This is a genomic window from Spirochaetota bacterium (assembly GCA_035477215.1).
GTDB lineage: Bacteria > Spirochaetota > UBA4802 > UBA4802 > UBA5368 > MVZN01.
Genome location: DATIKU010000031.1, coordinates 92,900 through 115,577, shown reverse-complemented (window position 1 = coordinate 115,577; position 22,678 = coordinate 92,900). Strand labels below are relative to the sequence as shown.

19 protein-coding genes are annotated in these 22,678 nt (G+C 58.3%); 4 read left to right on the top strand and 15 right to left on the bottom strand.

Annotated features, from left to right (window positions below; translation table 11 throughout):
- Positions 1-5 precede the first annotated feature (5 nt).
- The 6 genes from VLM75_07175 to VLM75_07150 form a co-directional block, all read right to left on the bottom strand.
- Positions 6-518, bottom strand: coding sequence for an NYN domain-containing protein (locus VLM75_07175; GenBank protein HSV96699.1), 513 nt, complete (start codon positions 516-518; stop codon positions 6-8).
- A gap of 9 nt (positions 519-527) precedes the next feature.
- Positions 528-1,718: an aminotransferase class I/II-fold pyridoxal phosphate-dependent enzyme gene (locus VLM75_07170; GenBank protein ID HSV96698.1), complete on the bottom strand. Its 1,191-nt coding sequence runs from the start codon at positions 1,716-1,718 to the stop codon at positions 528-530.
- A 141-nt stretch (positions 1,719-1,859) separates the two neighbouring features.
- Positions 1,860-2,504, bottom strand: a complete 645-nt coding sequence (gene fsa, locus VLM75_07165) for a fructose-6-phosphate aldolase (protein ID HSV96697.1) — start codon at positions 2,502-2,504, stop codon at positions 1,860-1,862.
- 50 nt (positions 2,505-2,554) lie between these two features.
- Complete coding sequence (gene glpX / locus VLM75_07160) at positions 2,555-3,502, bottom strand: class II fructose-bisphosphatase (GenBank protein HSV96696.1); 948 nt, start codon at positions 3,500-3,502, stop codon at positions 2,555-2,557.
- Positions 3,503-3,522: 20 nt separating this feature from the next.
- Positions 3,523-4,719: a hypothetical protein gene (locus VLM75_07155; GenBank protein ID HSV96695.1), complete on the bottom strand. Its 1,197-nt coding sequence runs from the start codon at positions 4,717-4,719 to the stop codon at positions 3,523-3,525.
- A 7-nt stretch (positions 4,720-4,726) separates the two neighbouring features.
- Entirely contained in the window at positions 4,727-6,079 is a 1,353-nt protein-coding gene (locus tag VLM75_07150; GenBank protein ID HSV96694.1) for a hypothetical protein, read from the bottom strand.
- Positions 6,080-6,386: 307 nt separating this feature from the next.
- Here VLM75_07150 and VLM75_07145 point away from each other — a divergent pair, with 307 nt between their 5' ends.
- A complete protein-coding gene (locus VLM75_07145) occupies positions 6,387-6,998 on the top strand; it encodes an HNH endonuclease (GenBank protein HSV96693.1) in 612 nt (203 codons plus the stop codon).
- Here the strand turns inward: VLM75_07145 and VLM75_07140 are convergent.
- From VLM75_07140 to VLM75_07105, 8 genes are all read right to left on the bottom strand, one after another.
- Positions 6,969-8,900, bottom strand: coding sequence for an aconitate hydratase (locus VLM75_07140; protein ID HSV96692.1), 1,932 nt, complete (start codon positions 8,898-8,900; stop codon positions 6,969-6,971). The two genes, VLM75_07145 and VLM75_07140, sit on opposite strands and share 30 nt — an antisense overlap.
- Positions 8,901-8,983: 83 nt before the next feature.
- The gene (locus tag VLM75_07135; protein ID HSV96691.1) at positions 8,984-9,901 is read right to left on the bottom strand and encodes a hypothetical protein; all 918 of its coding nucleotides are present in this window, start codon (positions 9,899-9,901) and stop codon (positions 8,984-8,986) included.
- Positions 9,894-10,676, bottom strand: a complete 783-nt coding sequence (locus tag VLM75_07130) for a glycosyltransferase family protein (GenBank protein HSV96690.1) — start codon at positions 10,674-10,676, stop codon at positions 9,894-9,896. Before VLM75_07130 ends, VLM75_07135 begins: the two co-directional genes overlap by 8 nt.
- A gap of 23 nt (positions 10,677-10,699) precedes the next feature.
- The gene (locus VLM75_07125) at positions 10,700-12,184 is read right to left on the bottom strand and encodes a spiro-SPASM protein (GenBank protein HSV96689.1); all 1,485 of its coding nucleotides are present in this window, start codon (positions 12,182-12,184) and stop codon (positions 10,700-10,702) included.
- Between the two features lie 9 nt (positions 12,185-12,193).
- Positions 12,194-13,153: a peptidylprolyl isomerase gene (locus tag VLM75_07120; GenBank protein ID HSV96688.1), complete on the bottom strand. Its 960-nt coding sequence runs from the start codon at positions 13,151-13,153 to the stop codon at positions 12,194-12,196.
- Positions 13,154-13,158: 5 nt separating this feature from the next.
- Positions 13,159-13,956 carry a glutamate racemase gene (gene murI, locus VLM75_07115; GenBank protein ID HSV96687.1) on the bottom strand — a complete coding sequence of 266 codons (798 nt, stop codon included), beginning with the start codon at positions 13,954-13,956 and terminating at the stop codon, positions 13,159-13,161.
- The gene (gene cimA, locus VLM75_07110) at positions 13,949-15,559 is read right to left on the bottom strand and encodes a citramalate synthase (GenBank protein ID HSV96686.1); all 1,611 of its coding nucleotides are present in this window, start codon (positions 15,557-15,559) and stop codon (positions 13,949-13,951) included. Before cimA ends, murI begins: the two co-directional genes overlap by 8 nt.
- 207 nt (positions 15,560-15,766) lie before the next feature.
- On the bottom strand, positions 15,767-17,149 hold the full coding sequence (locus VLM75_07105) for an AMP-binding protein (protein ID HSV96685.1): 1,383 nt from the start codon (positions 17,147-17,149) through the stop codon (positions 15,767-15,769).
- Positions 17,150-17,566: 417 nt separating this feature from the next.
- Between VLM75_07105 and VLM75_07100 the strand changes: the two genes are divergently transcribed.
- The 3 genes from VLM75_07100 to VLM75_07090 all read left to right on the top strand — a co-directional run bounded on the left by VLM75_07100 (position 17,567) and on the right by VLM75_07090 (position 21,374).
- The gene (locus tag VLM75_07100; GenBank protein HSV96684.1) at positions 17,567-18,682 is read left to right on the top strand and encodes an ATP-binding protein; all 1,116 of its coding nucleotides are present in this window, start codon (positions 17,567-17,569) and stop codon (positions 18,680-18,682) included.
- 3 nt (positions 18,683-18,685) lie between these two features.
- Positions 18,686-19,102 carry an NUDIX hydrolase gene (locus VLM75_07095; GenBank protein HSV96683.1) on the top strand — a complete coding sequence of 139 codons (417 nt, stop codon included), beginning with the start codon at positions 18,686-18,688 and terminating at the stop codon, positions 19,100-19,102.
- Positions 19,103-19,193: 91 nt separating this feature from the next.
- Entirely contained in the window at positions 19,194-21,374 is a 2,181-nt protein-coding gene (locus tag VLM75_07090) for an alpha/beta fold hydrolase (GenBank protein ID HSV96682.1), read from the top strand.
- A gap of 9 nt (positions 21,375-21,383) precedes the next feature.
- Here VLM75_07090 and VLM75_07085 read toward each other — a convergent pair whose 3' ends face one another.
- Positions 21,384-22,667, bottom strand: coding sequence for a hypothetical protein (locus tag VLM75_07085; GenBank protein ID HSV96681.1), 1,284 nt, complete (start codon positions 22,665-22,667; stop codon positions 21,384-21,386).
- Positions 22,668-22,678 lie beyond the last annotated feature (11 nt).

The following is a 22,678-nucleotide window of genomic DNA, read 5'->3' as shown; positions in this document are numbered from 1 at the left end:
ACCAATCACAATTCCGTGGGTTGTTTCTTCCTGCCCCTGAACAGCCTCTCCCAGAACGCGATCTCTTCTTGGTCGAGCCTCGGGTCGTCCTTTTTCTCGGGGATTTGTTCCTCCATCCATTTCTCCATGGCCTTCGTGAGCATTTCGGCGAACTCTTCGCTGGTTTTAACCCGTGCGCGGTAGCGCGTAACGTAACGGACGATGTCCTTGTCCGAGGTGATGACCGTGGTCATGCGGGGATTGAGGTCCTTCTTGATGAACTGCTTGATCAGAAAGTCTGCGCTGTACTCGAGTGAATAATAGATGTCGATGGTGCCGAGCCGCTCGTTCTTGATTTCAAGGAGCTTTTCCTTCTGGCCGTCGAATACGATCCGTATCTTGTCGCCGGTGATTTTTATGTATTCCCTCAGTCTTTCGAGGAGGCCGCGCCGCGCATCCGAAAGCCTCCCCTGGTACATCAGGCCTTCGAGGTCGGGGAATTTGTAGATGAGGTTGAATCCGTCGATAAGGTAGACCATACGAACCGGCTACAGGCTTTTAACGAATTTATCAATCCTTTTCATTGCGGTCCTGATGTTCTCCATGGAATTGGCGAAGGAGCAGCGGATGTGATTTGTCCCGCATGCGCCGAAAACTCCGCCGGGCACCACGGCCACTTTCTGCTCATTGAGGAGTTTCATCGCAAAATCCTCGGAGGACAGACCGGTCGGCGAGACGTCCGGAAAAACGTAGAACGCCCCCTGTGGAGAGAGGCAGGGGAGTCCCGCCTCGTTGAACCGGCTGACGATGAAATTGCGCCGCTTGGTGTACTCGGCGCGCATGTGCGCAACCTCCCGGTCGGCGCTCTGCACGGCCTCGATCGCGGCGTATTGTGAAATGGAGGGGGCGCAGAGCGCGGTGTACTGGTGTATCTTCAGCAGCACGTCGATGAGATATTGCGGCCCCGCTACATATCCAAGACGCCAGCCGGTCATGGCGTGTGACTTGGAAAAGCCGTTAAGGTAAACGGTGCGTTCTTTCATTCCCGGAAGAGAGATGATGGATTTGTGCTCGTTTTCGTAGATAATCGACGAGTAGATTTCGTCCGAGAAGATGATTAGATTGTTTTTTACCGCAATGCGCGCGATGGCCGTCATGGTGTCGGAGTCAATGCTCGAACCGGTGGGATTGGACGGATAATTGAGAAGAATGGCCTTCGTTTTAGGTGTAATCGCCTTTTTGAGGCGGTTGATGTCGATCCTAAAATTCTCGCCGGCGAAGCTCGGTATTCCCACCGCAACGCCGCCGATGAGGCGGATATTGGCCTCATACGAAACGTAGCAGGGCTCGATGATGATGACCTCGTCGCCGGGATTGACGATGCTGCGAAGCGCGATATCGAGGCCCTGGGATACCCCCATGGTAACGACGACCTCGTCCTCCGGGCTGTAAGAAACGCCGTGCTGCTTTTCGATGGCTGCGGTTATGAGGTTGCGCAGCTCGAGCAGGCCCCTGTTTGGCGTGTAATGGGTATACCCGTCCTTGATGGCGAAGATGCCTGTGTCGGAAATTCTCCAGGGGGTGACGAAATCGGGTTCGCCGACGCCGAGCGATATGCAGTCAGGGGTCGAGTAGACAATGTCGAAAAACTTGCGTATGCCTGATGGCGGGATGTCCCTCGCCGTTTCCGCCAGCAGTGATTCGAGATTTCCCTTATTGTTGACCAGAGTGAGTTTCACAATATTCTCCTGAAATACAAAGGCCGAACCCTGATGTTGCGAACGAAATGCACAAATAGAAAACATCGCGGTATTAATAGCAATACTATTTTCGGCTTTATTTTTAATAATGGTTGGGGTGCAAATGCAGTCAGCTATTCATCATTTCGGCACCTTTTTATAATCCTCGAGAAATTTCGCAAGGCCAATGTCGGTGAGCGGGTGTTTGACGATGTTCTCGAAGACCGGGTAGGGGATGGTCGCGATATGGGCTCCCATCAGTGCGGCGAGCTTTATATGGAGAGGGTTGCGGACCGAAGCCACGATGATCTCGGTGTCGAAACCGTAGTTATCGTAGATCGTAACGATTTCATCGATAACGTCCATTCCGTCGGAGGATATGTCGTCGAGTCGCCCAACGAACGGCGAGATATAGGTGGCGCCCGCCTTCGCCGCCATGAGCGCCTGCAGCGAGTTGAAGCACAGCGTGACGTTGGTCTTGATTCCCTCGCCGCTCAGCGTCTTAACCGCCTTAAGACCCTCCGCTATGAGCGGCACCTTGATGACAACGTTGCCGCCGATCTTCGCCAGCTCCCTGGCCTCTTTTACGATTCCGGACGAATCGGTGGCGATGACTTCGGCGGATACCGGTCCCTCGACCTCGCGTGCGATTTCGGCAAGCACCTCGATGTAGGGCCTCTTGATTTTGCTTACCAGGGAAGGATTGGTGGTGACGCCGTCGAGTATACCGACCTCGCGGGCCTTTCTGATTTCGTTGATGTCTGCGGTGTCGATAAAGAATTTCATTTTGTGCGCTCCGATATTTTTTAAGGGCCCTCCGGCTTCGGCGAAGGGCCTCAGTACATGGGCTTGTAGTCGAACTGGTGCATGGCGGTTATAAAACGAACCGTGCGCGTCTTCGATCGCATTACGACGGAATGGGTCTGAGCGCCTCCGGACACGTAAAGGACGCCCGGCAGGAGCTCCCCGTTGGTGATGCCCGTCGCCGCGAAGACGATATCGCCCTTGGCCATATCGCTGATGCCGTATATCCTGTCAAGGTCTTTCTCCCCGGAATCGAGCACCATCCTTTTATCGTCCTCGTTACGGTAGATGAAGCGGGCCTGAATGTCTCCTCCGAGGCATTTAAGCGCCGCGGCAGCCGCCACTCCCTGCATTGCGCCGCCGCTTCCCATCAGGATGTCGATCGACTTGCCGTCCATGGCCGTCGCCACCGCTCCCGAGATATCACCGTCGTTGATGAGCTTGATGCGAGCGCCGGTTTGCCTGATGCTCGCGATCAGGTCGCGGTGGCGGTCGCGGTCGAGCACGCACACGGTCACGTCCTCGATATATTTGTCCTTGGCGCGCGCGACCCGTTTAATGTTTATCTCGGGTGGCTGGGTGATGTCCACGACTCCCCTCGCCTCGGGCCCGACGGCGATCTTTTCCATATAGATCTGGGGAGCGCCGAAAAGTGAGTCTTTTTCGCCCATGGCGATCGCGGCGATCGCGTTGTTGCCGCCGTTTGCGCAGGTCGTTTTTCCGTCGAGTGGAGCGATGGTGATATCGACCTCGGAACCGGAGTTGGTGCCGACCATCATTCCCCTGGCGAAGGGGCTGTCGCCGTATTCGCCGCCGCTTACGATGCAGCCCCGGATAGAGACCGATAAAAACACCTTGGCCATGGCCTCGGTGGCCGCACGGTTGGCCAGTTCAGCGTCACCCCTTCCCATAAGTCGGCTTGCGTACAATGCAGCCGCTTCGGTGACTCGCACCACTTCAAGTGCGAGGTTTCTGTCCATATACCCTCCGGAAGTGCAAATTAGCCGTCGATAAGAGACGAGTACAGCCTAATCTTCCGGCGGATATAATCAAGCGAATATTCGTTTTCCCAGTATCGCCTGTCAAGAGAGAGCTCCCTGTAGGAGGCGAGGAGCGAGGCCCATGACCTCCTCAACAGGATTTCATTCTTTTTCATGAGCTCGATGTTGACGATGAAGAGGCGCCTGTTGAAAAGCGAGATAAAACGGCTTCCGGAAGCTGACAAACTCACGTCCTCGCCCTCAATTCCGGTGATCAGGGTCTTTCCGTCATGGACCGCGTAAAGACAGATCACCTGGTCGTTTAGAAACGAAAGCGTTGCGGCGTGAGGAGAGTAGCTGAGCGAGGTGTTCAGCGACGAGGACAGCAGGGTGACGACGGTTTTATTTCGTACGTCGTAGAGGCGCACCGAATAGCTGCCGGGTGCTCCCGAGCGGAATGCAATGGTATGAGCGTCCACCCAGAAGGTCTCGGAGGCGGAACTGATGCCCGGTATCGGGAAGGAGGTCCGGCCGCCGTAGAGCCGCGCGGCGTAGCTGCCGCCGCCGCCGCAAAGGACGAGCGTGTTGCGCCGGTCCGGGGAAAGCAGCGCCATGGTCGTGCCGCCCGGCACGGCGATATCGGCATATCGCCGCTTTTCGATCAGGAGCCTGGTCCTGCCGGTATCCGGATGGTACTCGGTGATTCCGGCGGGGGCTTCGTAGACAATGGCCGGTTCTCCGGACGGGATGTCGAAATCGAGGAAGCCGGTCGCCGTGGGCAGTATGCTCGTCTTTCCCGTTCGGAATGAGTAGATGACGGTCTCTCCGCTGGGAACAACGTCCTCTTTGCGTATCAGGCGTTTGAGGGCGAGAAAGCTTCCATCGGGGCTTGTGCGCACCGCAGTGATGATACCCGGAATACGGGTGCGCTCGGCACGTCGCTGCCTGTATGCATTGTACTGGAAGAGAATGTTGCCGGCGAGGCCGGGGACTTCCTGAATATAGAAAAGTTCCGGCCCGGACAGCCATCCCGCGAATATGACGTTGCTATCCACCAGGTGCGCCTGCACGCTCTGATAGGCGTCAAGCTTCTGTATGGCGAGGCGCTGTGCGCGGAGCGAATCCTTCCTGAAATAGAGTTCGTCCAGGTTGATGTCCCGTGCGAAAAGCGCCGCCGGGAGGAGCAGTAACAGGCAGGCTAACGATTGTCGGAACAAGCGCGGTCTATTCCGACGGCCGGTCAGCCTTGTCGTTTTCCACCGGGCCGAGCGGCGTTTCGGCGGTTTTCCCGGATGCGTCTTTTATGATTTCCGCCTCCACGGCCTTTCCCTTTTTTTTCCTTGGAATGGGTGGGATCGCGAACTTCTGTCCGGGGAAGATGAGGTCGGGGTCCTTGATTTTATCCCGATTGGCGACGTAGATGAGCGGCCACAGGCGTGCGTCGCGGTAGACGTATAGCGAGATGCGCCACAAACAGTCCCGCTTTTTCGGGTCGAATTTTACCACGTATTCCTTGACGGAAGGCTGTATGAAATCGGTATCGTCCTCTCCGGGGGGGGAAACCGATTTATCATCCGTATATTCGCCGGCTTTTTCTACCGCGGCAAGCCGTGCCTCGTCGGCCTTCTTTTCGATGGCGATCGCCATCGCGTTCAGAATCGCGATGGCCTCCCCGGATTTTTCGAGGGAATTCTGAAAGGCCCTGTTTCCGAGGTGCGTTTTACTTTCGACGATCAGCGAGCCGGCGCTGTGGATTTCGGTTGAGAACTCATCGTCCATGCCGGTGTCTTTGGCCCTGACAAGCGCGGTTTCGGCGGCGGCGAGGCTCTCGCGGGCGAGAGCCTCATAGGTCTTTTCAGTGGCCGCGGTCAGAAGCTCATCGCTTCCGGCAAGGACTCCGGCGGCCTCTTTGATGTAATTTTCAGCCAGCGCGGTTTCCGCTTTTGCGAGCTTTTCGTCGATGGCCGCGAGCTCATCGGCGGCGAATTCGGTCCCCCGGTTCTTTTTAAGCTGGTCGGATTCGGTACGGATGCGGTCCATTTCGCTCCGTATGCCGGGAAGCCCCGTCATGGCTTTTGATTTCGCCGCGGCGCTCTGTCTTCTGGACTCGAGCGATGCAAGATGGGACTCCCAATACGCCCGCTCCGTTGATCGCGCCCCGGCCAGTTTGAGCGAATCGCCCGCCGCGGTGAATTCCTCTGGTGCCAGTTTCTCGGCGTAAAGGGCCTCCGCTTCGGTGTACTCTTTTCCGGCTTCGTCCATGGACCCGGCGGCCAGGAGAGGAAGGGCCTTGGCGATCGCGGCCTCCGCCCGGCTGATGGATTTCAGCGCCTCATCGGCGGCTTTTTTAGTGTCCTCGGCGGTTATGTATTCATGGCTTTTAAGCAGGGAGGCCTCGGCCTGTTTCAACTCCTCGGGGGCGTACTTTTCGGCCTTTACTTCTATCGCGCGTCCAATTGTGGTTTTCGCGCGGGTCATCTCTCGGATGGGGACATCGAGTCGGCAGGATAGTGCGAAGGCCAGCGGCAGTAGGATCAACGCGAGATACGCGGCGCGCCGGATATGGTTATTATTCATTTGGTTTCCCTGTTCCCGTGATGTGTTCGTTACCAGGCAGACAGTACGGCAAAAAATGAAATTTTTCAAGAAAAAATTACATTGATGGCAATTCGCCGCCGGTTCCGCGGCGGAAAAATTAACTTGACAAACAGGCTAAAGTTTTAATTATTGGAGGTCTGTCGTATGGCGCTCATTGAGGCGGGTGCGTGCCATGGAAGCGATGAGTAAACGAAAAAAACGGAACACATTCACCACAAAGGTGCGAAGCTCGAACCCATAGCGAAAGCTATGGGTTCTTAATTTCAACGTGACGAGACGAATAGAGATGTTGACCTCGGAAGTGCTGGTGCTTAACGCGGGATTCATTCCGATACGGGTCACCTCGGTGAAGGAGGCGATATGCCTGCTCACGTCCATGAAGGCGGTATCCGTACTCGAGGAAGACCGGTATGTGCGCTCGCCGTCCCTGTCGATCCGCATGCCCTCGGTTATATCCGTGGTCGGTTACAGCGGCTTCCCGAGAAAAAGGGTGGCCTTCTCGAAGCTTAACGTCATCTACCGCGACGACATGGCCTGCCAGTACTGCGGGCGCCGGTATTCCATGCGAGAGCTTACCGTCGATCACGTCATTCCGCGCAGCAGATGGGAGTCGATTACCGGCAGAGTGCTCACCGACGGTTTCGCGAGCTGGAGGAACCTGGTGTGCGCGTGCAGGTGGTGTAACAGCAGAAAGGGAAACCGGCTGATGAACGAGATCGGCTGGGCGCTGCTCCGGGAGCCGTTCGAGCCCGAGTACATGCCGCACCTGGTCATCTCGCACGACAAGGCCGAGAAAAAGGGATGGCTTCCCTTCTGTCTGGTCAACGTCAAGATCATCGACCTTATTTCCGACGGCGCCTGTGCGCCGTTATCGCATGCGGGAGCGCGTGTAGTTTAGAAGCCCTCCGTCCATCAGGATATCGCGCTGACGACGCGTGGCCTGAAGATCGAATTCGAATTCCCTTCCGCCGATCCGTATGCCGATCCGGCCTTCTCCCGAAACGCGCGAATGAAGCTCCGTTGCCGCGAACTCCTGTCCCTGCGAAATGAGCTCGTAATCCGACTCGTTCGCGAGCACGAGCGGCAGTATGCCGAAATTAACCAGGTTCGCCGCGTGAATCCGTTCGAACGACTTGGCCATGACGATGCGCACCCCCAGATACATTGGACAGATCGCCGCGTGTTCGCGGCTCGATCCCTGGCCGTAGCTGTGACCTCCGAGAATGGCGGTGTACAGGCTTTGCGCTTTTCCCGCGAGCGCCCGTGCGGAGAAAGCCGGGTCGACATTTTCGAAAACGTACTGGGCGTATTTCGGGATGTTGGAGCGATAGATGAGACGCACGCCGGCGGGCATGATATGGTCGGTGGTGATCTTGTCGCCCACTTTCAGCTGAACTATGCCCTTGATCGTATCGAGGAGCGGGTCGGTACGGGGCGGTTCGCCGATATTCGGTCCCCGGAAGACGGGCGTCCTTATATCGGACGGCGGAATGATCATACTGTCGTCGATGATAAAGGATAGAGGGGAGGCTATTGCCGGGTACATATCCGACGGCATGTCCATGGGATCGACGAGCTCGCCGGCGAGCGCCGAAAGGGTCGCCGTTTCGGGGCTCACCAGGTACACCTGCGCGGATTTGGTGCCGGAGCGCCCCTCGAAATTACGGTTGTTGGTGCGAAGCGACACGCCCCCGGTCAGCGGGGCCTGTCCGGCGCCTATGCAGAATCCGCAGGCCGATTCCATTATGCGCGCCCCCGCGGCGATCATTTCGGCGAGCGATCCGTCGCGCGCAATCATCTCGAAGACCTGGCGTGAACCCGGCGCTATCGCGAGGCTAACGTCGGGGTGCACCCTGCGTCCCTTCAATATCGCCGATACGGTGGCGAGGTCTCGGTACGAAGAATTGGTGCAGCTTCCGATGGCGACCTGATCGATCTTCATGCCCTTGAGGGTGGAGATTTTCTCGATATTGTCGGGCGAATGCGGGCAAGCGATCATCGGCTCGAGCTTCGCCAGGTCGAGCTCAATGGTGCGCTCGTACGTCGCGTCCGGATCGGGCAACACCTCGCGCCAGGCGCTTCCCCTCGCCTGCGCGCGAAGGAACTCGCGGGTTATGTCGTCGCTCGGGAAAACGGACGTGGTGACGCCGAGCTCGGCGCCCATGTTGGTGATGGTGGCGCGCTCGGGCACCGAGAGCGTCGTGACGCCGGGGCCTGTGTATTCGATCATCGTACCAACGTTGCCCCTTGTCGTGAGTGTCGCGAGCACCTGGAGGATGATGTCCTTGGCGCTCACCCAGGGGCGGAGCCTGCCGATAAGATGCACGTTTATAACACGGGGACATGCAAGGAAAAACGGACCGCCTCCCATCGCGGCCGCCACGTCGAGGCCACCCGCGCCGATGGCGATCATGCCGATCCCGCCGCCCGTGGGTGTGTGCGAATCCGATCCCAGGAGGGTGGCCCCGGGCCTCCCGAAACGCTCGAGATGCACCTGGTGGCAGATGCCGTTTCCGGCGCGCGAATAATGGATGCCATAGTTCGCGTTCATGGTCTGGAGATAGCGGTGGTCGTCGGAGTTCTCGAAACCGGTCTGAAGGGTGTTGTGGTCGACATAGGAGACCGAGATCTCGGTCCGCACGCGGGGTATGCCCATGGCTTCGAACTGCAGATACGCCATGGTGCCCGTGGCGTCCTGGGTGAGTGTCTGGTCGATCCGGATGGCGATCTCACTTCCCGGGACGAGCCGGCCCTCGAGGAGGTGGTCTTTCAATATCTTGTAAACGACGTTGTCGCCCATGTGCCCGCTCCTGTCGTGCTGATGCTCGGTCAGTCGGCCGGATAAGAGTGCGCTGGAGTTGTCCGCTCCCCCGTGGCCGCTCCTTAGACCATATTTCTGAGCAGCCCGGAGAACCTGTCAAGATTTTCTCGAGCGGCCGCGTGTACGTCCGCCGCGGAGAACTTCATACCGTGCGGGGCGAAGGCGAAATCTCGGATTGCCTCGGCGGCCGATCCGGCATCCAGTGTGCCGCGCGTTCCGAGGTTCCGGATGCCGAGATCGGAGGGAGCGATATCGCACAGGCGGGAATGGTATTCCGAGGGGTTGATAGCGACCAGGCGGCATGAGGCCGCGCGGGCCTCGTAGAGGGCGATGCCGAAGTGCGAAATAAACACCCTGGACGAGAGGAGGAGACGGGCGTAGTCATCCTGTCCGACCGACTTCGTAGTTGATCCGTCGCGAATGAACGACCCCGTTCCCCGGAACACGGCGAATCGGGCGTCCGGAGGGAGAAGCGAAACGAGGAAGTTCACGTACTCGTCGGCCGGAAAGGCCCCGGCGTAAAGGGTGTAGTCGATGTTCTTTTCCATGACGGCGTCTCCGAGCTTTTCGAGCGCGGAAAGGAAGCCGTACCCGTAAAGGAAGAGCCCTCGGTCAGATTGATGGGGCGGCGCGTTCGAAGACGGATTGGGCAGCAGGTCGACGGCGTAGTCGGCGGCCTCGCGCCCCGGACCCAGGTCGTCGACGCAGAGCACAGGGGCCGATTTTTGTAAGCGGCGAATCTCCTCGATGGTCGAATCGCGCCTGTCGCGAACGAAGAGCGAAACGCGGCCATCCGGCCCGGTCCGAACGTGACGGCGCAGTTCGTCGGGGAAAAAATCGGGACAGGTGTCGGCCAGAAGCGTCGCACGCATGCCGGTATCAACGTTTAAATGGCTGAGAAGCGATGCCATCCGCTGGACGTGGCCGCGGCCGAGAGCGCCGTCCCATCCGGTGAGGATGGCGATCAGCGGTTCAGGCATTCCCGCTCTCCGCGTGCCGCATGGAGCGCTGGCCGATCCCGGCGTTAAGCGAAATTATTTCGGGGTGTTTTTTTACGTACTGTATGACGTCCGCAAGCGGGAACACTTCCCCATGATACAGGTTTTCATAGAGCGTAGCCGCAAGTCGAAAGTCCTCTTCGGTGTCGACCGTGAGGCGCAGGTCGGGATGGGGATTCCTGAGGTTGGCCGCGGGCCGTTCTATACGAAAGAGCTCGGGGTGCTCCTTTATATACGGGGTTACATGTTCGCGGTGATAAGCCTTGCTGTTCTGCTTATAGGCCTCCTCGAGGGCCTCGCGTTTGATGATCTCTACTGCGGTGCCCAGCGGCAAATTGGAGAGAGAGCAGAGGTCCGCGGTCGATTCGAGCGCTATCTCGACGGCCATTGATGCATATTCGGGGTCGGTGAACGGGTTGTCACCGGTTACGCGCACGATGTAGTCCCCGCCGAATTCGAGGGCCGAGAGGTAATAGCGTTCAAGCACGTTGTCGATCGATCCCACGAAGACGCCCGCGCTCATCGACCGGGCGAGCTCAATGATGGGCGCGTTCTCCTCGCCGATACTGGTGGCCACGACGACGCCCTCGACGCCCTCGATGCGCTGGGCCCGGTCGATGACATGGGCGAGCATCGGGCTGCCGGCCAGCTCGAGCATCGCCTTTCCGGGAAGGCGCTTTGACCGCATGCGCGCCTGAATTACCGCGGTAACGCGCGGTTTGAGCTTTCTGCCGTTTACGACTCCATTTACAACCATTTTGTTTTTCCTGTGGGCTTAAATTAGAGGTTGAAGGTATACCACTCGTCGCAGGAGCGGCAATCGGGCCGGGAGGACAGTTCGCCCTTATAGTCACGCACGAACGATTCCCGCGACTTTTCCCAGACGGCCTGGAGCGTCTCGTTCGCGAGCGTGCCGCGTGCTGAAGCGCCGTCGACGTCCTGCCTGCAGAAGGCGACGGCGCCGCTTGAGAGGACGTAGCAGTCTCGCTGAAGGTGCCAGCAGGGAATCCGCTCGAGCGGAGAGAGGTCGCTGTAGCGACGGTCCTGGATCATACCGAGATAGGTGTTTTGCTTCTGTAGGATGATCGCAACGCCGTTCTTTTCCCAGGCGTCGTAATAGCGGTCCAGGAAGGGCTCGGTTTCATTGATTTTAAGTATCTGCACATAGAGGCTTTCTTTCGCGGGCAGGGCCTCCCTGAGCGCGAGTACGTTGCGGTGCACCCGCTCGAAGTGATCCGCCCCGTGGAGCGCCGCGTAGGTCGCCGGGTCGATCGCGTTCAGGTTGACGATAACGCGGAGCCTCCCGTCGCCGGCCGATCGGACGAAGGAGGCGAAGTTCTCCCCGGCGAGAAGACCGTTTGTCTCGAGGATGAGATTTTTAAGGAGCGGTTCGCACAGGGCGCGCGATGTAAGCTCGAAGAACGATCCGTGCATGAGCGGCTCTCCGGAACCCCCGAAACAGAGTGAGTAAGGGAGGCCGAAGGATGCAAGCCCCTCGATAAGCCGCTCAAAAACACTTGTCTGCATATCCCCGCGCTCGGCGGAGAGCTTTTTCCGAAAGCAGAATACGCAGTCGAGATCGCACCGCCCGGTCAGCTCTATTTCGAGATATGACGGTCCGACGTGAAGCGCCTGAGGGTTCGCGGTGATTATGTCCCCGATCTCCGCATAGGAGGGCTTTTTGCCTGTGATGGAGAGGATATTTTCAATGATGCGCCGTTCGCGCCGGTCGCCCGAGCGGAATGAGAGGCGTTTTTCCCTGATGTCGGGATCGCGATAATAGAGCTCCACGTCGAACTGGTTGATATTCGAGCGGACGACCTCGGAGAGCGGAAGCATGGTGCCGTCGGATTCCGGCACCGATTTGACGAGCTCGTGCGAGATGATCTCACAGGAGTATCCGCGCGGGAGGTTCTCGGAATAGGTGAACTCGGCCAGATAGCGAAGGTGAACGCCGAGCATGTCCCGTATGATTTCGGGATCGAGTAACGGCGAGTCGGCGTAAACGAGCGCGATATGGTCCGCCCCGGTTTCGGCGAAGAGGCGTTTCCAGAAGGCGACGTCGTCGCGGTCGCTCCTGACGCTGAAGCCGGGCGTGCCGGCAAGAGCGCCGGAATACGACGCGGGCGCGGTTACGTGGACTGCGGCGAATACGCCAAGTGTAAGAAGCGCGTTCCGCAGCGTGTCGGGGACGAATTCCCCGGCCACGGCAAGGTCGGCGTCGGCGAGGCCGTCTTCTATGTACAGCAGGGCATCGACTTTCAACGCGGCCTCCTACGCCTTTACGTAGTCTTCCATGTAGATTCGAACCTCGGATTCCCTGCGGCGCTGCACCACCCATTTTGCGAACTGCTCGTCGAGCTTCTGCTGAAAAAGCATGCTGACGATCCTGTCCTCGACCGAGTCGAAGGTTACGGGCCTCTTGCCCAGGAATTTGACCAGGTGGTATCCGAAACCGGATTTGATGGCGCCCGAGAGCTGGCCGTCCTTCATCTGGAAAACCTGGTTGGCGAAATAGGGGTCGAGTTCCGCAAGCGACATCCACCCGATCGCTCCTCCCTTCCGGGAGGTACCCGGGTCCTCGGAGTGCGCGGCGGCAAGCTGTTCGAAGGATTCGCCGCGGGCAATGCGCTGGCGAAGCGCGTTGATCTCGGCGATCACGCGCTTTTCCTCTCCGAGCGAGGCGTTTTTGGGCCGAATGAGAATATGTTTCACGTTGACTTCGAAGCCGAGTTTGACCCTATTGGCGTTGTACCAGTCCATGGCCTCCCTGCGGGAGGGGGGAGTCACTCCGATGGCCAGCGACATAACCTGTTCGGTGATGAGGGATTTGCGGACATCCTCCCTGTATTCGTCGAAAGGGACGTTCTCGACCTTTTCAACACGCTTCTTGAAATCGTCCATCGAGGCAATGTTCATGCGGCCCATGAGTTTTTTAATATGATTGGTCACCTTCTCGTCGCTGACGACGATGGACTGCTGTTCGGCCTCCTGGAGAACTATGGAGTCCTCGATGAACCGGTCGAGCAGCCTGCTCCTCTCGTAGGCGAGCCGGTTTCGCGGAACGTTCTTTTTCTGTTGAAGGCGAATTAGCCTGCCCGCCACCTCGCTTTCGACGATGGGCCTGTCGTTGACGACGGCGATGACCCTGTCGAAGGGCTCCCACGAATAGGAAGCGGGGGTCGAGGCGAATACGATGAGCGCGAAGAGAGCGATATGCTTCGTTATTTTCATTGCCTTCAGCCGGGAATCACCAGTTTTTTTATCTCTGAACCGTTGTCACCGAAAAACACGGACTTGAGCCGCTGAATGGTGTCGGTAAGGTCCGAGGCGTACAACTCAATATCACCGCGGCCTTCCCGATTTTCAAGGCTTTTTTCCTTCAGGATGGCGCTTACCTCGCGGGCGATCTCGACGCCCGTATCGATGAGATCCATGCCGGGAAAAACGTCGGTGATGGCCTTTTTCAGAAGCGGAAAATGCGTGCATCCCAGGATGAGGTTGCGGACACCACCGTCGTACATCTCCTGCAGGTAGCGTCTGGCGGCGAGACGGGTGATCTCGTCATCTATCCATCCCTCTTCGGTGAGCGATACGAAGAGGGTCGCGTGCTGCTGGACGACCTTCATGCCGGGGGAAAGCTTTTGTATCTCGCGTACGTACGAGCCGCTGTTCACCGTGGCGCGCGTTCCAATGATGCCGACGGTCCCCCCGCACGCGCGGGCGCACGCGGCGCGTGCCCCGGCCTCTATGACGCCGATGACGGGCAGGGGAAATTCATTCTTCAAGGTCTCCAGCGCCGCGGCCGAGGAGGTGTTGCAGGCGACGACGATGATTTTGACGCCGCGCGATACCAGGTAATCCGTAATCTCGCGGGAGTAGCGGATTACGGTGTCGATCGAGCGGGTGCCGTACGGGAAGCGCAGGGTGTCGCCGAAATAGACGATGTTCTCCGACGGCAGGAGATCCCTTATCGCCTTGCAGACGGTCAGCCCCCCGACCCCGGAGTCGAATATACCCACGGGACGGTCATCCATCGCCGGTTTTCCGTTCGCCGGTCATTTTCTTTTTATAGAGCATGTATTCGATGCCGTCCACGAGCGCCTGCCACGACGCCTCGATGATGTTTTGCGAAACGCCGACCGTGCCCCAGTGGGAGGCGCGGCGCTTCTGGTCGATGAGCACCCGCACCTGGGCGCCGGTGCCGGCCTTTTCGTCGAGGACTCGCACCTTGTAGTCGGTGAGCTGTATCTCCGCGATCTCCGGGTAGAACTTCTCGAGCGCCTTGCGAAGGGCGTTGTCAAGCGCCTCGACCGGACCGACGCCGTTGGCCGCCGTGTGTTCGACGGTGCCCTCCACCTCGACCTTGATGGTCGCCTCGCAGGTCAGCACGTTATTCTCGTCCTTTTCGGTGATTACCCGAAAGCCCCTGAGGTTGAAAAACGGGATGTATTCGCCGGTGGCCTTGCGGATGATGAGCTCGAACGAGCCCTCGGCGGCCTCGAACTGGAACCCCTGGTCTTCGAGGGTCTTGATCTGCCTGAGGATTTTTGCCGGAAGCGCCAGGCCCTCTTTGAGTTCTATACCCAGCTCCTTCGCCTTGAATTCGATGTTGCTCTTTCCAGCGAGCTCGGACACCAGCACCTTCCTCCTGTTGCCGACCAGCGCGGGATCGAGGTGCTCGTAAGTCGAGGCGTCTTTTTTCAGGGCCGAAACGTGTATGCCGCCCTTGTGGGCGAAGGCGTTGTCGCCGACATAGGGGGCGCGCTCGTTGTGCGCGAGATTGGCGATCTCGCTGACATATCGGCTCACCTCGGTGAGGTGAGCGAGCGAGGACGCGGCGGCGCAGGTGCGGCCCATCTTGAGCACCAGGTTGGGGATGAAGGATGTCAGGTCGCAGTTGCCGCAGCGCTCTCCGTATCCGTTTATGGTGCCCTGCACCGATCGGGCGCCGGACATCACGGCCGCGATGGAGTTGGCGACGGCGACCCCGGCATCGTTATGGAAATGGACGCCGACGGGCGACTTTACCGACTGAACGACGGCCCGCGTCACCGCCTCGATCTCGTGGGGGAGCGTGCCGCCGTTGGTGTCGCAGAGTACGAGCATGTCGGCGCCCGCCTCTTCGGCCTTCGCGATGGCCGAAAGTGCGAAACCGGGATTGGCCCGGTGGCCGTCGAAAAAATGCTCGGCGTCGAGAAAGACCTCGAAGCCAAGGTCTTTCAGATAGGCCACCGTGTCGTTGATGAGCGCGAGATTCTCCTCCAAGGTGATGCCGAGCGCGCCGGTGACGTGGAAGTCCCAGGTCTTCGCGACGATGGTGATGGTATCGGCTCCCGACCCTGCCAGCGCCTGCAGAAGCCGGTCGTCCTTTGCCTTTGTGCGCGGACGGATGGTCGAGCCGAATGCGGCAATCCTGGCGTGGCCGATATCGGTCTTTCGAATTTCCGAAAAAAAGATGTCGTCCTTGGGATTTGAACCAGGCCATCCGCCTTCGATGTAATCGATCCCGATGCGGTCGATTTCGCGGGCTATACGGATCTTGTCGTGCAGGGAGAACGAGATGCCGAAGGTCTGCGCACCGTCCCTGAGGGTGGTGTCGTAGATGATGATTCCGTTTTTGTCAGCTTTTGATTTCATCGCTCAATCAGTATGATACTTTTCCGGTCCGCAGGGTCGTATTCGCGCGGGGATTGTCTGCCGTACGCCGGACCGGGTGCGCACCTCCGATTCCTTTTCCCCGATTATTTTATAGACGGGAACGTCCGGCTTCAGGATACGACGAGTATACCGCTCTTTCAACCGACGTCACGGGAAAAGGCATGCTTGGAGAGGGAATGAGATTTTTCAAGCAGTTTTTCGGCCGAAATAGCGCAGGAAGCCGTTCTCGAAAACGCCCAGGTCTCCCGTCCGCAGCCACCGTTCCTCGTCGAAAGCGTCAAAGGTGTCGCCTCTAACCTTGTAGTAACCGGCCATTATGTTGGGCCCGCGCGCAAGGATCTCCCCCTGATCGGATATCCGGACCTCACACTGGTCGAGCGGTTTGCCGGCGGTGCCAAACATGAAATTCCCCGGCGAGTTGATCGCGACAAATGAAGCCGATTCCGTAAGGCCGTAGCCCTGGTATATCTGGACACCGGCCGCGTAAAAAAGCTCCTCGATCTTCCGGGGAAGAGCCACGCCGCCACAGATCAGGAAGCGTACGCGCCTTCCTACAAAGCGCAGTATTTTCTCCCGGAGGATGAGTGCGGTCAGCCGGTGGCGGAGGCGCAATCCGCGCGTATACGGCCGCATTTCGAGCATGTAGCGCGCCAGGACTGCTCCGGTGTCGATTGCCCAGCGGCTCATCGCCTGCCGCAGGGGTGAATCCGCGGCCATGCTCTCCTGTATGGAGGCGTAGAGCTTCTGGTAAAATGACGGGGGCGCGGCCATACAGGTAGGCTGGACATCGAGCATGTACTCCCATGCCATGCGATGGTCGTCGCAGTAGCAGTTGACAGCGCCGCGGCTCAGAATGAAATACGACCACGTACGCTCGAGCGCGCGGCTGAGCGGGAGGTAACAGAGAGAAGTATCCGTTTCCATCAGGGGAAAGAGCTTCGCGAGTGACTTGACCTGATGGAAGAAGTTGGCGTGAGTGAGGATTACCCCCTTCGGCTCGCCCATGGTGCCCGGCGTATAGATGATGCTGGCGTAATCGTCGCTCGAGGCATGCGAAAGACGGTTACGGACGTCTTTCTCCCGCTTTGATTTTCGGCCCATTTCGAGGAAATCCGCAAGCGACTGGTTTTGCGCCACGGCGGTGTGCGCGGCGAGCCGGCTGAAAATGATGACTCGCTGCAGGTAATCCGACGAGAGGTAGAAGGTCATCGCCCTGTTGTATCGTTCCTCGTCTCCAACGAAGAGGAGCTTGATGCCGGCGCTGTTGACGATATACTCGAGCTGTTCCGTCGAATGGCCGCTGAAAACGGGGACGGAAACGGCGCCGACTGCGGCGATCGCGAAATCGGCGAGGTGCCATTCGGGGCAGTTCGGCGCGTAAATTCCGATCCGGTCGCCCTCGTTGATGCCCGACTCTATCAGGGCCTTGGCGATACTCATGATCTGTTCGCCCAGGCTATACCAGGTGATGTCCTTCAAGCCCGATGGTGAACGGTAGCGCATCGCCGTCCTGCCGCCGAACTTGTCGATTCGATCGAAGATCATCAGCGCAAGATGTTCTTTGTCCATTTACCGCCTCGGTACCTGCCGGGGGGATCCTTTTACAATGTAAAAGCTATAAAGCGGCTTATCGAATTTTTCAAGAACAATTACCATGGGTAATGAAACTGAATGGAAAGCGCCGCCCGCCCTCTCTTCCGCGGCGGGGGAGCGGGATGGATTTCGGATTAGGGACTGAGGCGGTAAACCCGCCCGGCATGCGGCATAAGCCATCGGAAGCCTTCATTTGGCGGCGAGTTGGTTTATGGCGTTATATGCGCTCGCCGGGACAAATCTGCTTGATTTATTTTGGATTTTCGGGTCTCACTGGGGCAGGCGGTGGCTGAAAGGAAGTAATTCTTGATATCGGAAAATAATTATAAAAGAGCACGCCCCCCCTCGTTGCGGGCCCGTGTACTCTCCACGTGTTTCGGAAAGGCGGGCACGATGGCCTTGACCGGCGGTCTCGCCCTTTTCCTGGCGACCAATGTCGTCGTGCTTCCCCTGATTTGGCTCGCGTCCTCGCTGGTGCTTTTTCGCCGGCTCCCTTCTTTTAATGAAGTGGTGCTGCTGTGGGTCATTCTTTCGGTCGTATCACCCGTGGCGATCTGGATTTACCGGAAAAAGGCCGGCGAAATGCGGGCCTCGATCGAGGACCTGAGCTATGAGATCAGGTGGAAAAATCTGATGATGGAGTATACCGACGAGATCTTCGTGGTGCTCAACATGTTCGGCCAGATCGTCGCGTTCAACCGGAACTTCGACAATCTCGTCGGCGTTCCGAAAGGAGAGCTCGTCGGAAAGCCCCTGCGGCAGATACTCGACCGGAGTTTTTTCGAAAAGGACTCACACCTCGGATACATCCTGCTCGACCGCTTCAGGGACGTGTTCTGGGGAAACGAGGCCGATTTCACCTGCCCGCTGCGGGACTGTTCCAGCGGGGAGATACGCACCGTAAGCTTTCGCATGATTCCCATTTTGAAGGAAGGAGAACTCCAGAACATACTGGTAACGGGCCGCCAGGTGTCGGACGATAACCTGACAAGTCTGTTCCTGGAACGCGAAACGAGCCACTATGTAATGGACAACAACCTAACGCTGCTGTACAGCCTGTCATACCGGCTTACGCGTAACCTTCAGCGATACCTGAACCGTGGCCAGGTTTACCTGGTGCAGATGGCTCTGCAGGAGGTCCTTATCAATGCCGTGGAGCATGGGAACCTTGAAATAGATTTCGATAGAAAGACGGAATTGAAAAAGAGAAAGGGAAATTACTGGGACGTCGTAATCACCGAGTCGGACCGGGATTTGCTGAAAAACAGGAAGGTACATGTGTCCTACGTGCTCGACGAAAACAAGGTTGTGTACACCGTCCGCGACGAAGGGCGTGGTTTCGACTGGAGGAAATATCTCGGCGATGTCCCGGTTAGTATCGGAGAGCAACTGCTTGAGAATTTTCACGGTGTGGGGCTTCATCTCGTGCGGAATGTTTTTCATGTTTCCTTCAACGAGGATGGCCGGGAGGTGACGCTGACGCGTTATTTCGACAGGAGGAGCGCGTAAAGTATGGCAAACGCGTATCGTAACCCGGTGCCGACGGTCGATCTAATCATCGAAACAGGGCGCCCGGACGGGGGAAGGGGGATTGTGCTGATCCGCCGCAAAAACCCTCCGTACGGATGGGCGCTGCCGGGGGGCTTCGTCGATTACGGTGAATCGCTCGAGGCGGCGGCGGTACGGGAGGCGCTTGAGGAGACTTCGCTCCGAGTGGAGCTGGTGCGCCAGTTCCACACCTATTCGGACCCGCGGCGCGACCCGCGGGGGCATACCATCAGCACCGTGTTTGTCGCGCGCGCAACGGGAACGCCCGCCGGGGCCGATGACGCGGCCGAGGCGGCGGTGTTTTCTCCCGGTGAAATGCCGGCCGACATGGCGTTCGACCACGGCGAGATCATCGCCGACTACCTGGCGGGCAGGCATTAAATTTGGTGCCGTTGCCCCGCGGGCGCAGAGAGGGCGGGGGTATCGCCCGGTTATGTCAAAGCACAGTTGATTACGGAATGAGGATGGCGGGATGAAGAAGACCTCTGGTTTTGTAAAGGGAGTAACCAAGCTCGCGCTGCAGGCCCTGATCAAGGCGACCAATGCCGATATCCGCACTCACGGGGATGAGAACCTGCCCGCCGGACCGGCGGTGTACGTCGTGAACCATTTCACGCGGATGGAGACCTTTTTTCTTCCGTACATCATCGAAAAGGCGGCTGGGATGGACCTGTTCGCACTTGCCCACGTTGACTTTTTCAGCGGCGGCTTCGGAAAATACCTCGAGAAGCTCGGGGCGATTTCGACGCGCGACCCCGAACGCGACCGGAAGATGATAGGCGGGCTGCTTCGGGGGGACCACTCGTGTATGATCTTCCCCGAAGGCCAGATGGTAAAGGACAAAAAGCTCGTCGAGCGCGGCAAGTTCATGATCTACAACGCGGGGATCCGCCGCCCGCCGCACACGGGCGCGGGACTTCTGGCGCTGCGGGCCGAGTTCTATCGGGCGAAGCTCAGGCATTTTCTCGAAACCGGTTACACCGAGGGCGTGAATGAATACATGGCGCATTTCGAAATAGCTTCGCGCGAAAAGGCGGTCGAGAGCGCGCAAATCGAAAGCGTTATAATACCCGTCAATATCACTTATTTCCCGATACGCGCCCGGAACAACATCGTCAACAGGCTGGCCCACCTTTTCGTGGAAAAACTCCCCGACCGTATAGAGGAGGAGCTTGAAGTTGAAGGGACGATGCTCAGCGAGGGGGTCGATATCGACATCAACTTCGGGCCGCCCATAGCCCCGGGCGCGTACCTGTCGGGAAGAAGGTACGACCGACGGGTGCATGACCACGCGCTCTATATTTCCGGGGAGGAGACGAAGAGCGCACTCCAATTCGGGCGGGAGGCGCTCGCGCTTATGCAGCGCTATATGGAGTCGATATACGGTATGACCACGGTTAACCACGACCACGTCTTCGCCTACCTTCTCGAGAAATACAGGAGAAAGCGGATCGACGTGCAGGATTTCAAGAATCGGGCGTTTCTGGCGATCGACCGGGTGCAGGGACATCCGATGCAATCGGCGCACACCTCGCTTTCACTCAAACAGCGCTACCTCCTTACGGGAGATGCGCACGGGCGCTTCGAGAGCTTTATGGACGCGGCGAAATCGGACGGGCTTGTTGTCGAGGACGGGAAGGCCATCTATAAAAACCGCGAGCGCTTCTCGCGGCCGTACGAGTTCCACGACATACGCCGGGACAATATCGTCGAGGTGCTTAAAAACGAGATCGAACCGCTTGGGGCCGTCGCCTCGGCCCTCGATTCGGTTATGAGACTTCCGTCGTGCCTGGTCCGTAGAAAAATCAGGAAGCGGTTTCTCGAGCTGGACCGAGACGTTTTCGAAAGCGATTACGAAAAATATTACCTCGACGGCGAGAGCAAGCCCCGGAACATCGGCAGGCCGTTTTTTTTAAAACGGTTTTTCGGCCGCAGGGGCATTCTTCTCATCCACGGCTATATGGCGGCGCCCGAGGAGGTCCGCGCGCTCGGCGAGTACCTGTACCGGGCGGGATACACGGTGTACGGCGTGCGTCTGCGGGGCCATGGCACCGCCCCCGAGGACCTCGCCTCGAGGAAGTGGGAAGAATGGTACGAGTCGGCGAATCGCGGCCTGATCGTGCTGAAAAACACCGTAAAAAAAATAGCGGTGGCGGGATTCTCGACCGGGGCGGGCGTGGCGCTCTTCCAGGCGATCAACAGGCCGGATGCATTCAGGGGTGTTGTTTCGATCAACGCTCCGCTCAAGGTCAACAACATCGGTTCGCGCCTGGCCTCGACGGTGGTGCTGTGGAACAGCTTTCTGAATAAACTGCGCGTTGGCCGGGGAAAGATGGAGTACGTGAAGAACGAACCGGAGAACCGCCATATAAACTATTTCCGAAACCCGATAAGCGGGGTCGCCGAGCTCGAAAAATTCATGGATGTCGTCGAGAAACGGCTGAAAAACCTTCATGTTCCCGCGCTCATCGTGCAGGGATCGAAGGACCCGGTGGTGAACCCGGCGAGCGGTATCGAGATCTTCGATCTGATCGGGGGCACCGACAAGGAGCTCTGCAGGCTCTATGCCGAACGGCACGGCATAGTGAACGGCGAGGGCTCGCAGAGAGTATTCCGGCGCGTGGAGAGGTTTCTGAGCGAGGTGATGTGCTGAGGGCCCGTATCAGTATCGCGTGGTGATGGCGATACCGGCGTCGACGATCATGATCGTGCTGTCGATATCGATCGAATACAGGCTTTCCTGTTCGAGCTTCGCGTCCATTTTTAAGCGTCCGCCGGAGACGAGTACCGAAATGCCGGTGGCCTGATTCAGTGAATAGTGCGCCCCCAGCGTCGCGTAGAGTATCTCCATCTTCGAACGAATGCTGACGCGTCCGATGGTCTCGCTCTCCTGTGAGGATTCCCGGTAGTCGTATCCGGTGCCGAAGGTGAAGGCGAGCCCTTCCATCACATTGAATTCGATTCCGCCCTTGAACTGCATCGACGCGTCGGTGGTGATGGTGAAATTGCGGCTGAACGGGGTGATGGAATCACTGCCGCCGTCCAACACGCTCGTTGTGAGATCGCGCTCCCTGTTGTACGATGTGTTTGAAAGCATATAGGCCGCCTCGAGCGCAAAACCGACGAGCGGCGAGAGGCGGTGATAGCCGCCGACGACGAACTGGGGGCTTTCGGTGTAATAAGCTTTATACGGGGTGCTGTTCGAGCCGCTGATTTCCGGAGCCGCGAGATCATATTCGACGTGATTGTACTCGAGCTCCTGCTTCCTCAGGGTTATCGTGCCCGAACGCAGCAAAAAACCAGCCTGTGTTTTGGGCGTCCGCAATGAATACCCGAAACCTGCACGTGCCGAGAGTGACTGGTCGGTTTTCTGAGTATCGAGGCTGGCGATTATTGGGCCGCTCAAGTAGTCCTTTGTTTTGTCCGCGCGCTTGTACCCGACGGCCGTTATAAGCTGGAACCCGATTGAGGAGCCGTCGGTGAGCGGAAGGGCAAGCGCCACGGCCAGCGACGGGTTGACCTCGAATATCTTTTCCTTTTCAATTTCTTCGGTTATGGCATAGAATGTATTTCTCGATTCTCTATAGGAAACAAGGTCTCCCGCCATCTCTCCGAAGACAAACCCCAGCACGGAACCTGAAAGCTTCATCGAATACGAAACCACGCCGCCGGCATTGAATGTTGACGGCTCGCCGACGCTGATTGGTAATGATGAATTATAATCGATGTCGGAATCGTCCACCGCCCGGTAGCGGACGAAGGCGGCGGCCGCGTGGTCGGCCGGCTGCAGGGCGAGCAGGGCGGGGTTGCGGGCGGTGTCGAACGGTCCGTCGGAGATCACGGTCACGAGGTTGCCCATCGCGGTGCCCCTTACCTGGGCGCTCCCCGCGGAGGGAAACGCGACGAGAAACAGGACAAGGGGAAGAGCGAGTATCGGTCGGTTCATCGATTCAGCCG

Bases quoted from the DNA above. Each gene is read 5' to 3' on its own strand.
- glpX (HSV96696.1), bottom strand. From the start codon at position 3,502: ATGGACAGAAACCTCGCACTTGAAGTGGTGCGAGTCACCGAAGCGGCT.
- VLM75_07130 (HSV96690.1), bottom strand. From the start codon at position 10,676: ATGGTTGTAAATGGAGTCGTAAACGGCAGAAAGCTCAAACCGCGCGTT.
- VLM75_07140 (HSV96692.1), bottom strand. From the start codon at position 8,900: ATGGGCGACAACGTCGTTTACAAGATATTGAAAGACCACCTCCTCGAG.
- VLM75_07150 (HSV96694.1), bottom strand. From the start codon at position 6,079: ATGAATAATAACCATATCCGGCGCGCCGCGTATCTCGCGTTGATCCTA.
- VLM75_07135 (HSV96691.1), bottom strand. From the start codon at position 9,901: ATGCCTGAACCGCTGATCGCCATCCTCACCGGATGGGACGGCGCTCTC.
- fsa (HSV96697.1), bottom strand. From the start codon at position 2,504: ATGAAATTCTTTATCGACACCGCAGACATCAACGAAATCAGAAAGGCC.
- VLM75_07095 (HSV96683.1), top strand. From the start codon at position 18,686: ATGGCAAACGCGTATCGTAACCCGGTGCCGACGGTCGATCTAATCATC.
- VLM75_07145 (HSV96693.1), top strand. From the start codon at position 6,387: ATGTTGACCTCGGAAGTGCTGGTGCTTAACGCGGGATTCATTCCGATA.
- cimA (HSV96686.1), bottom strand. From the start codon at position 15,559: ATGAAATCAAAAGCTGACAAAAACGGAATCATCATCTACGACACCACC.
- VLM75_07120 (HSV96688.1), bottom strand. From the start codon at position 13,153: ATGAAAATAACGAAGCATATCGCTCTCTTCGCGCTCATCGTATTCGCC.
- murI (HSV96687.1), bottom strand. From the start codon at position 13,956: ATGGATGACCGTCCCGTGGGTATATTCGACTCCGGGGTCGGGGGGCTG.
- VLM75_07175 (HSV96699.1), bottom strand. From the start codon at position 518: ATGGTCTACCTTATCGACGGATTCAACCTCATCTACAAATTCCCCGAC.
- VLM75_07100 (HSV96684.1), top strand. From the start codon at position 17,567: ATGGCCTTGACCGGCGGTCTCGCCCTTTTCCTGGCGACCAATGTCGTC.
- VLM75_07105 (HSV96685.1), bottom strand. From the start codon at position 17,149: ATGGACAAAGAACATCTTGCGCTGATGATCTTCGATCGAATCGACAAG.
- VLM75_07085 (HSV96681.1), bottom strand. From the start codon at position 22,667: ATGAACCGACCGATACTCGCTCTTCCCCTTGTCCTGTTTCTCGTCGCG.
- VLM75_07090 (HSV96682.1), top strand. From the start codon at position 19,194: ATGAAGAAGACCTCTGGTTTTGTAAAGGGAGTAACCAAGCTCGCGCTG.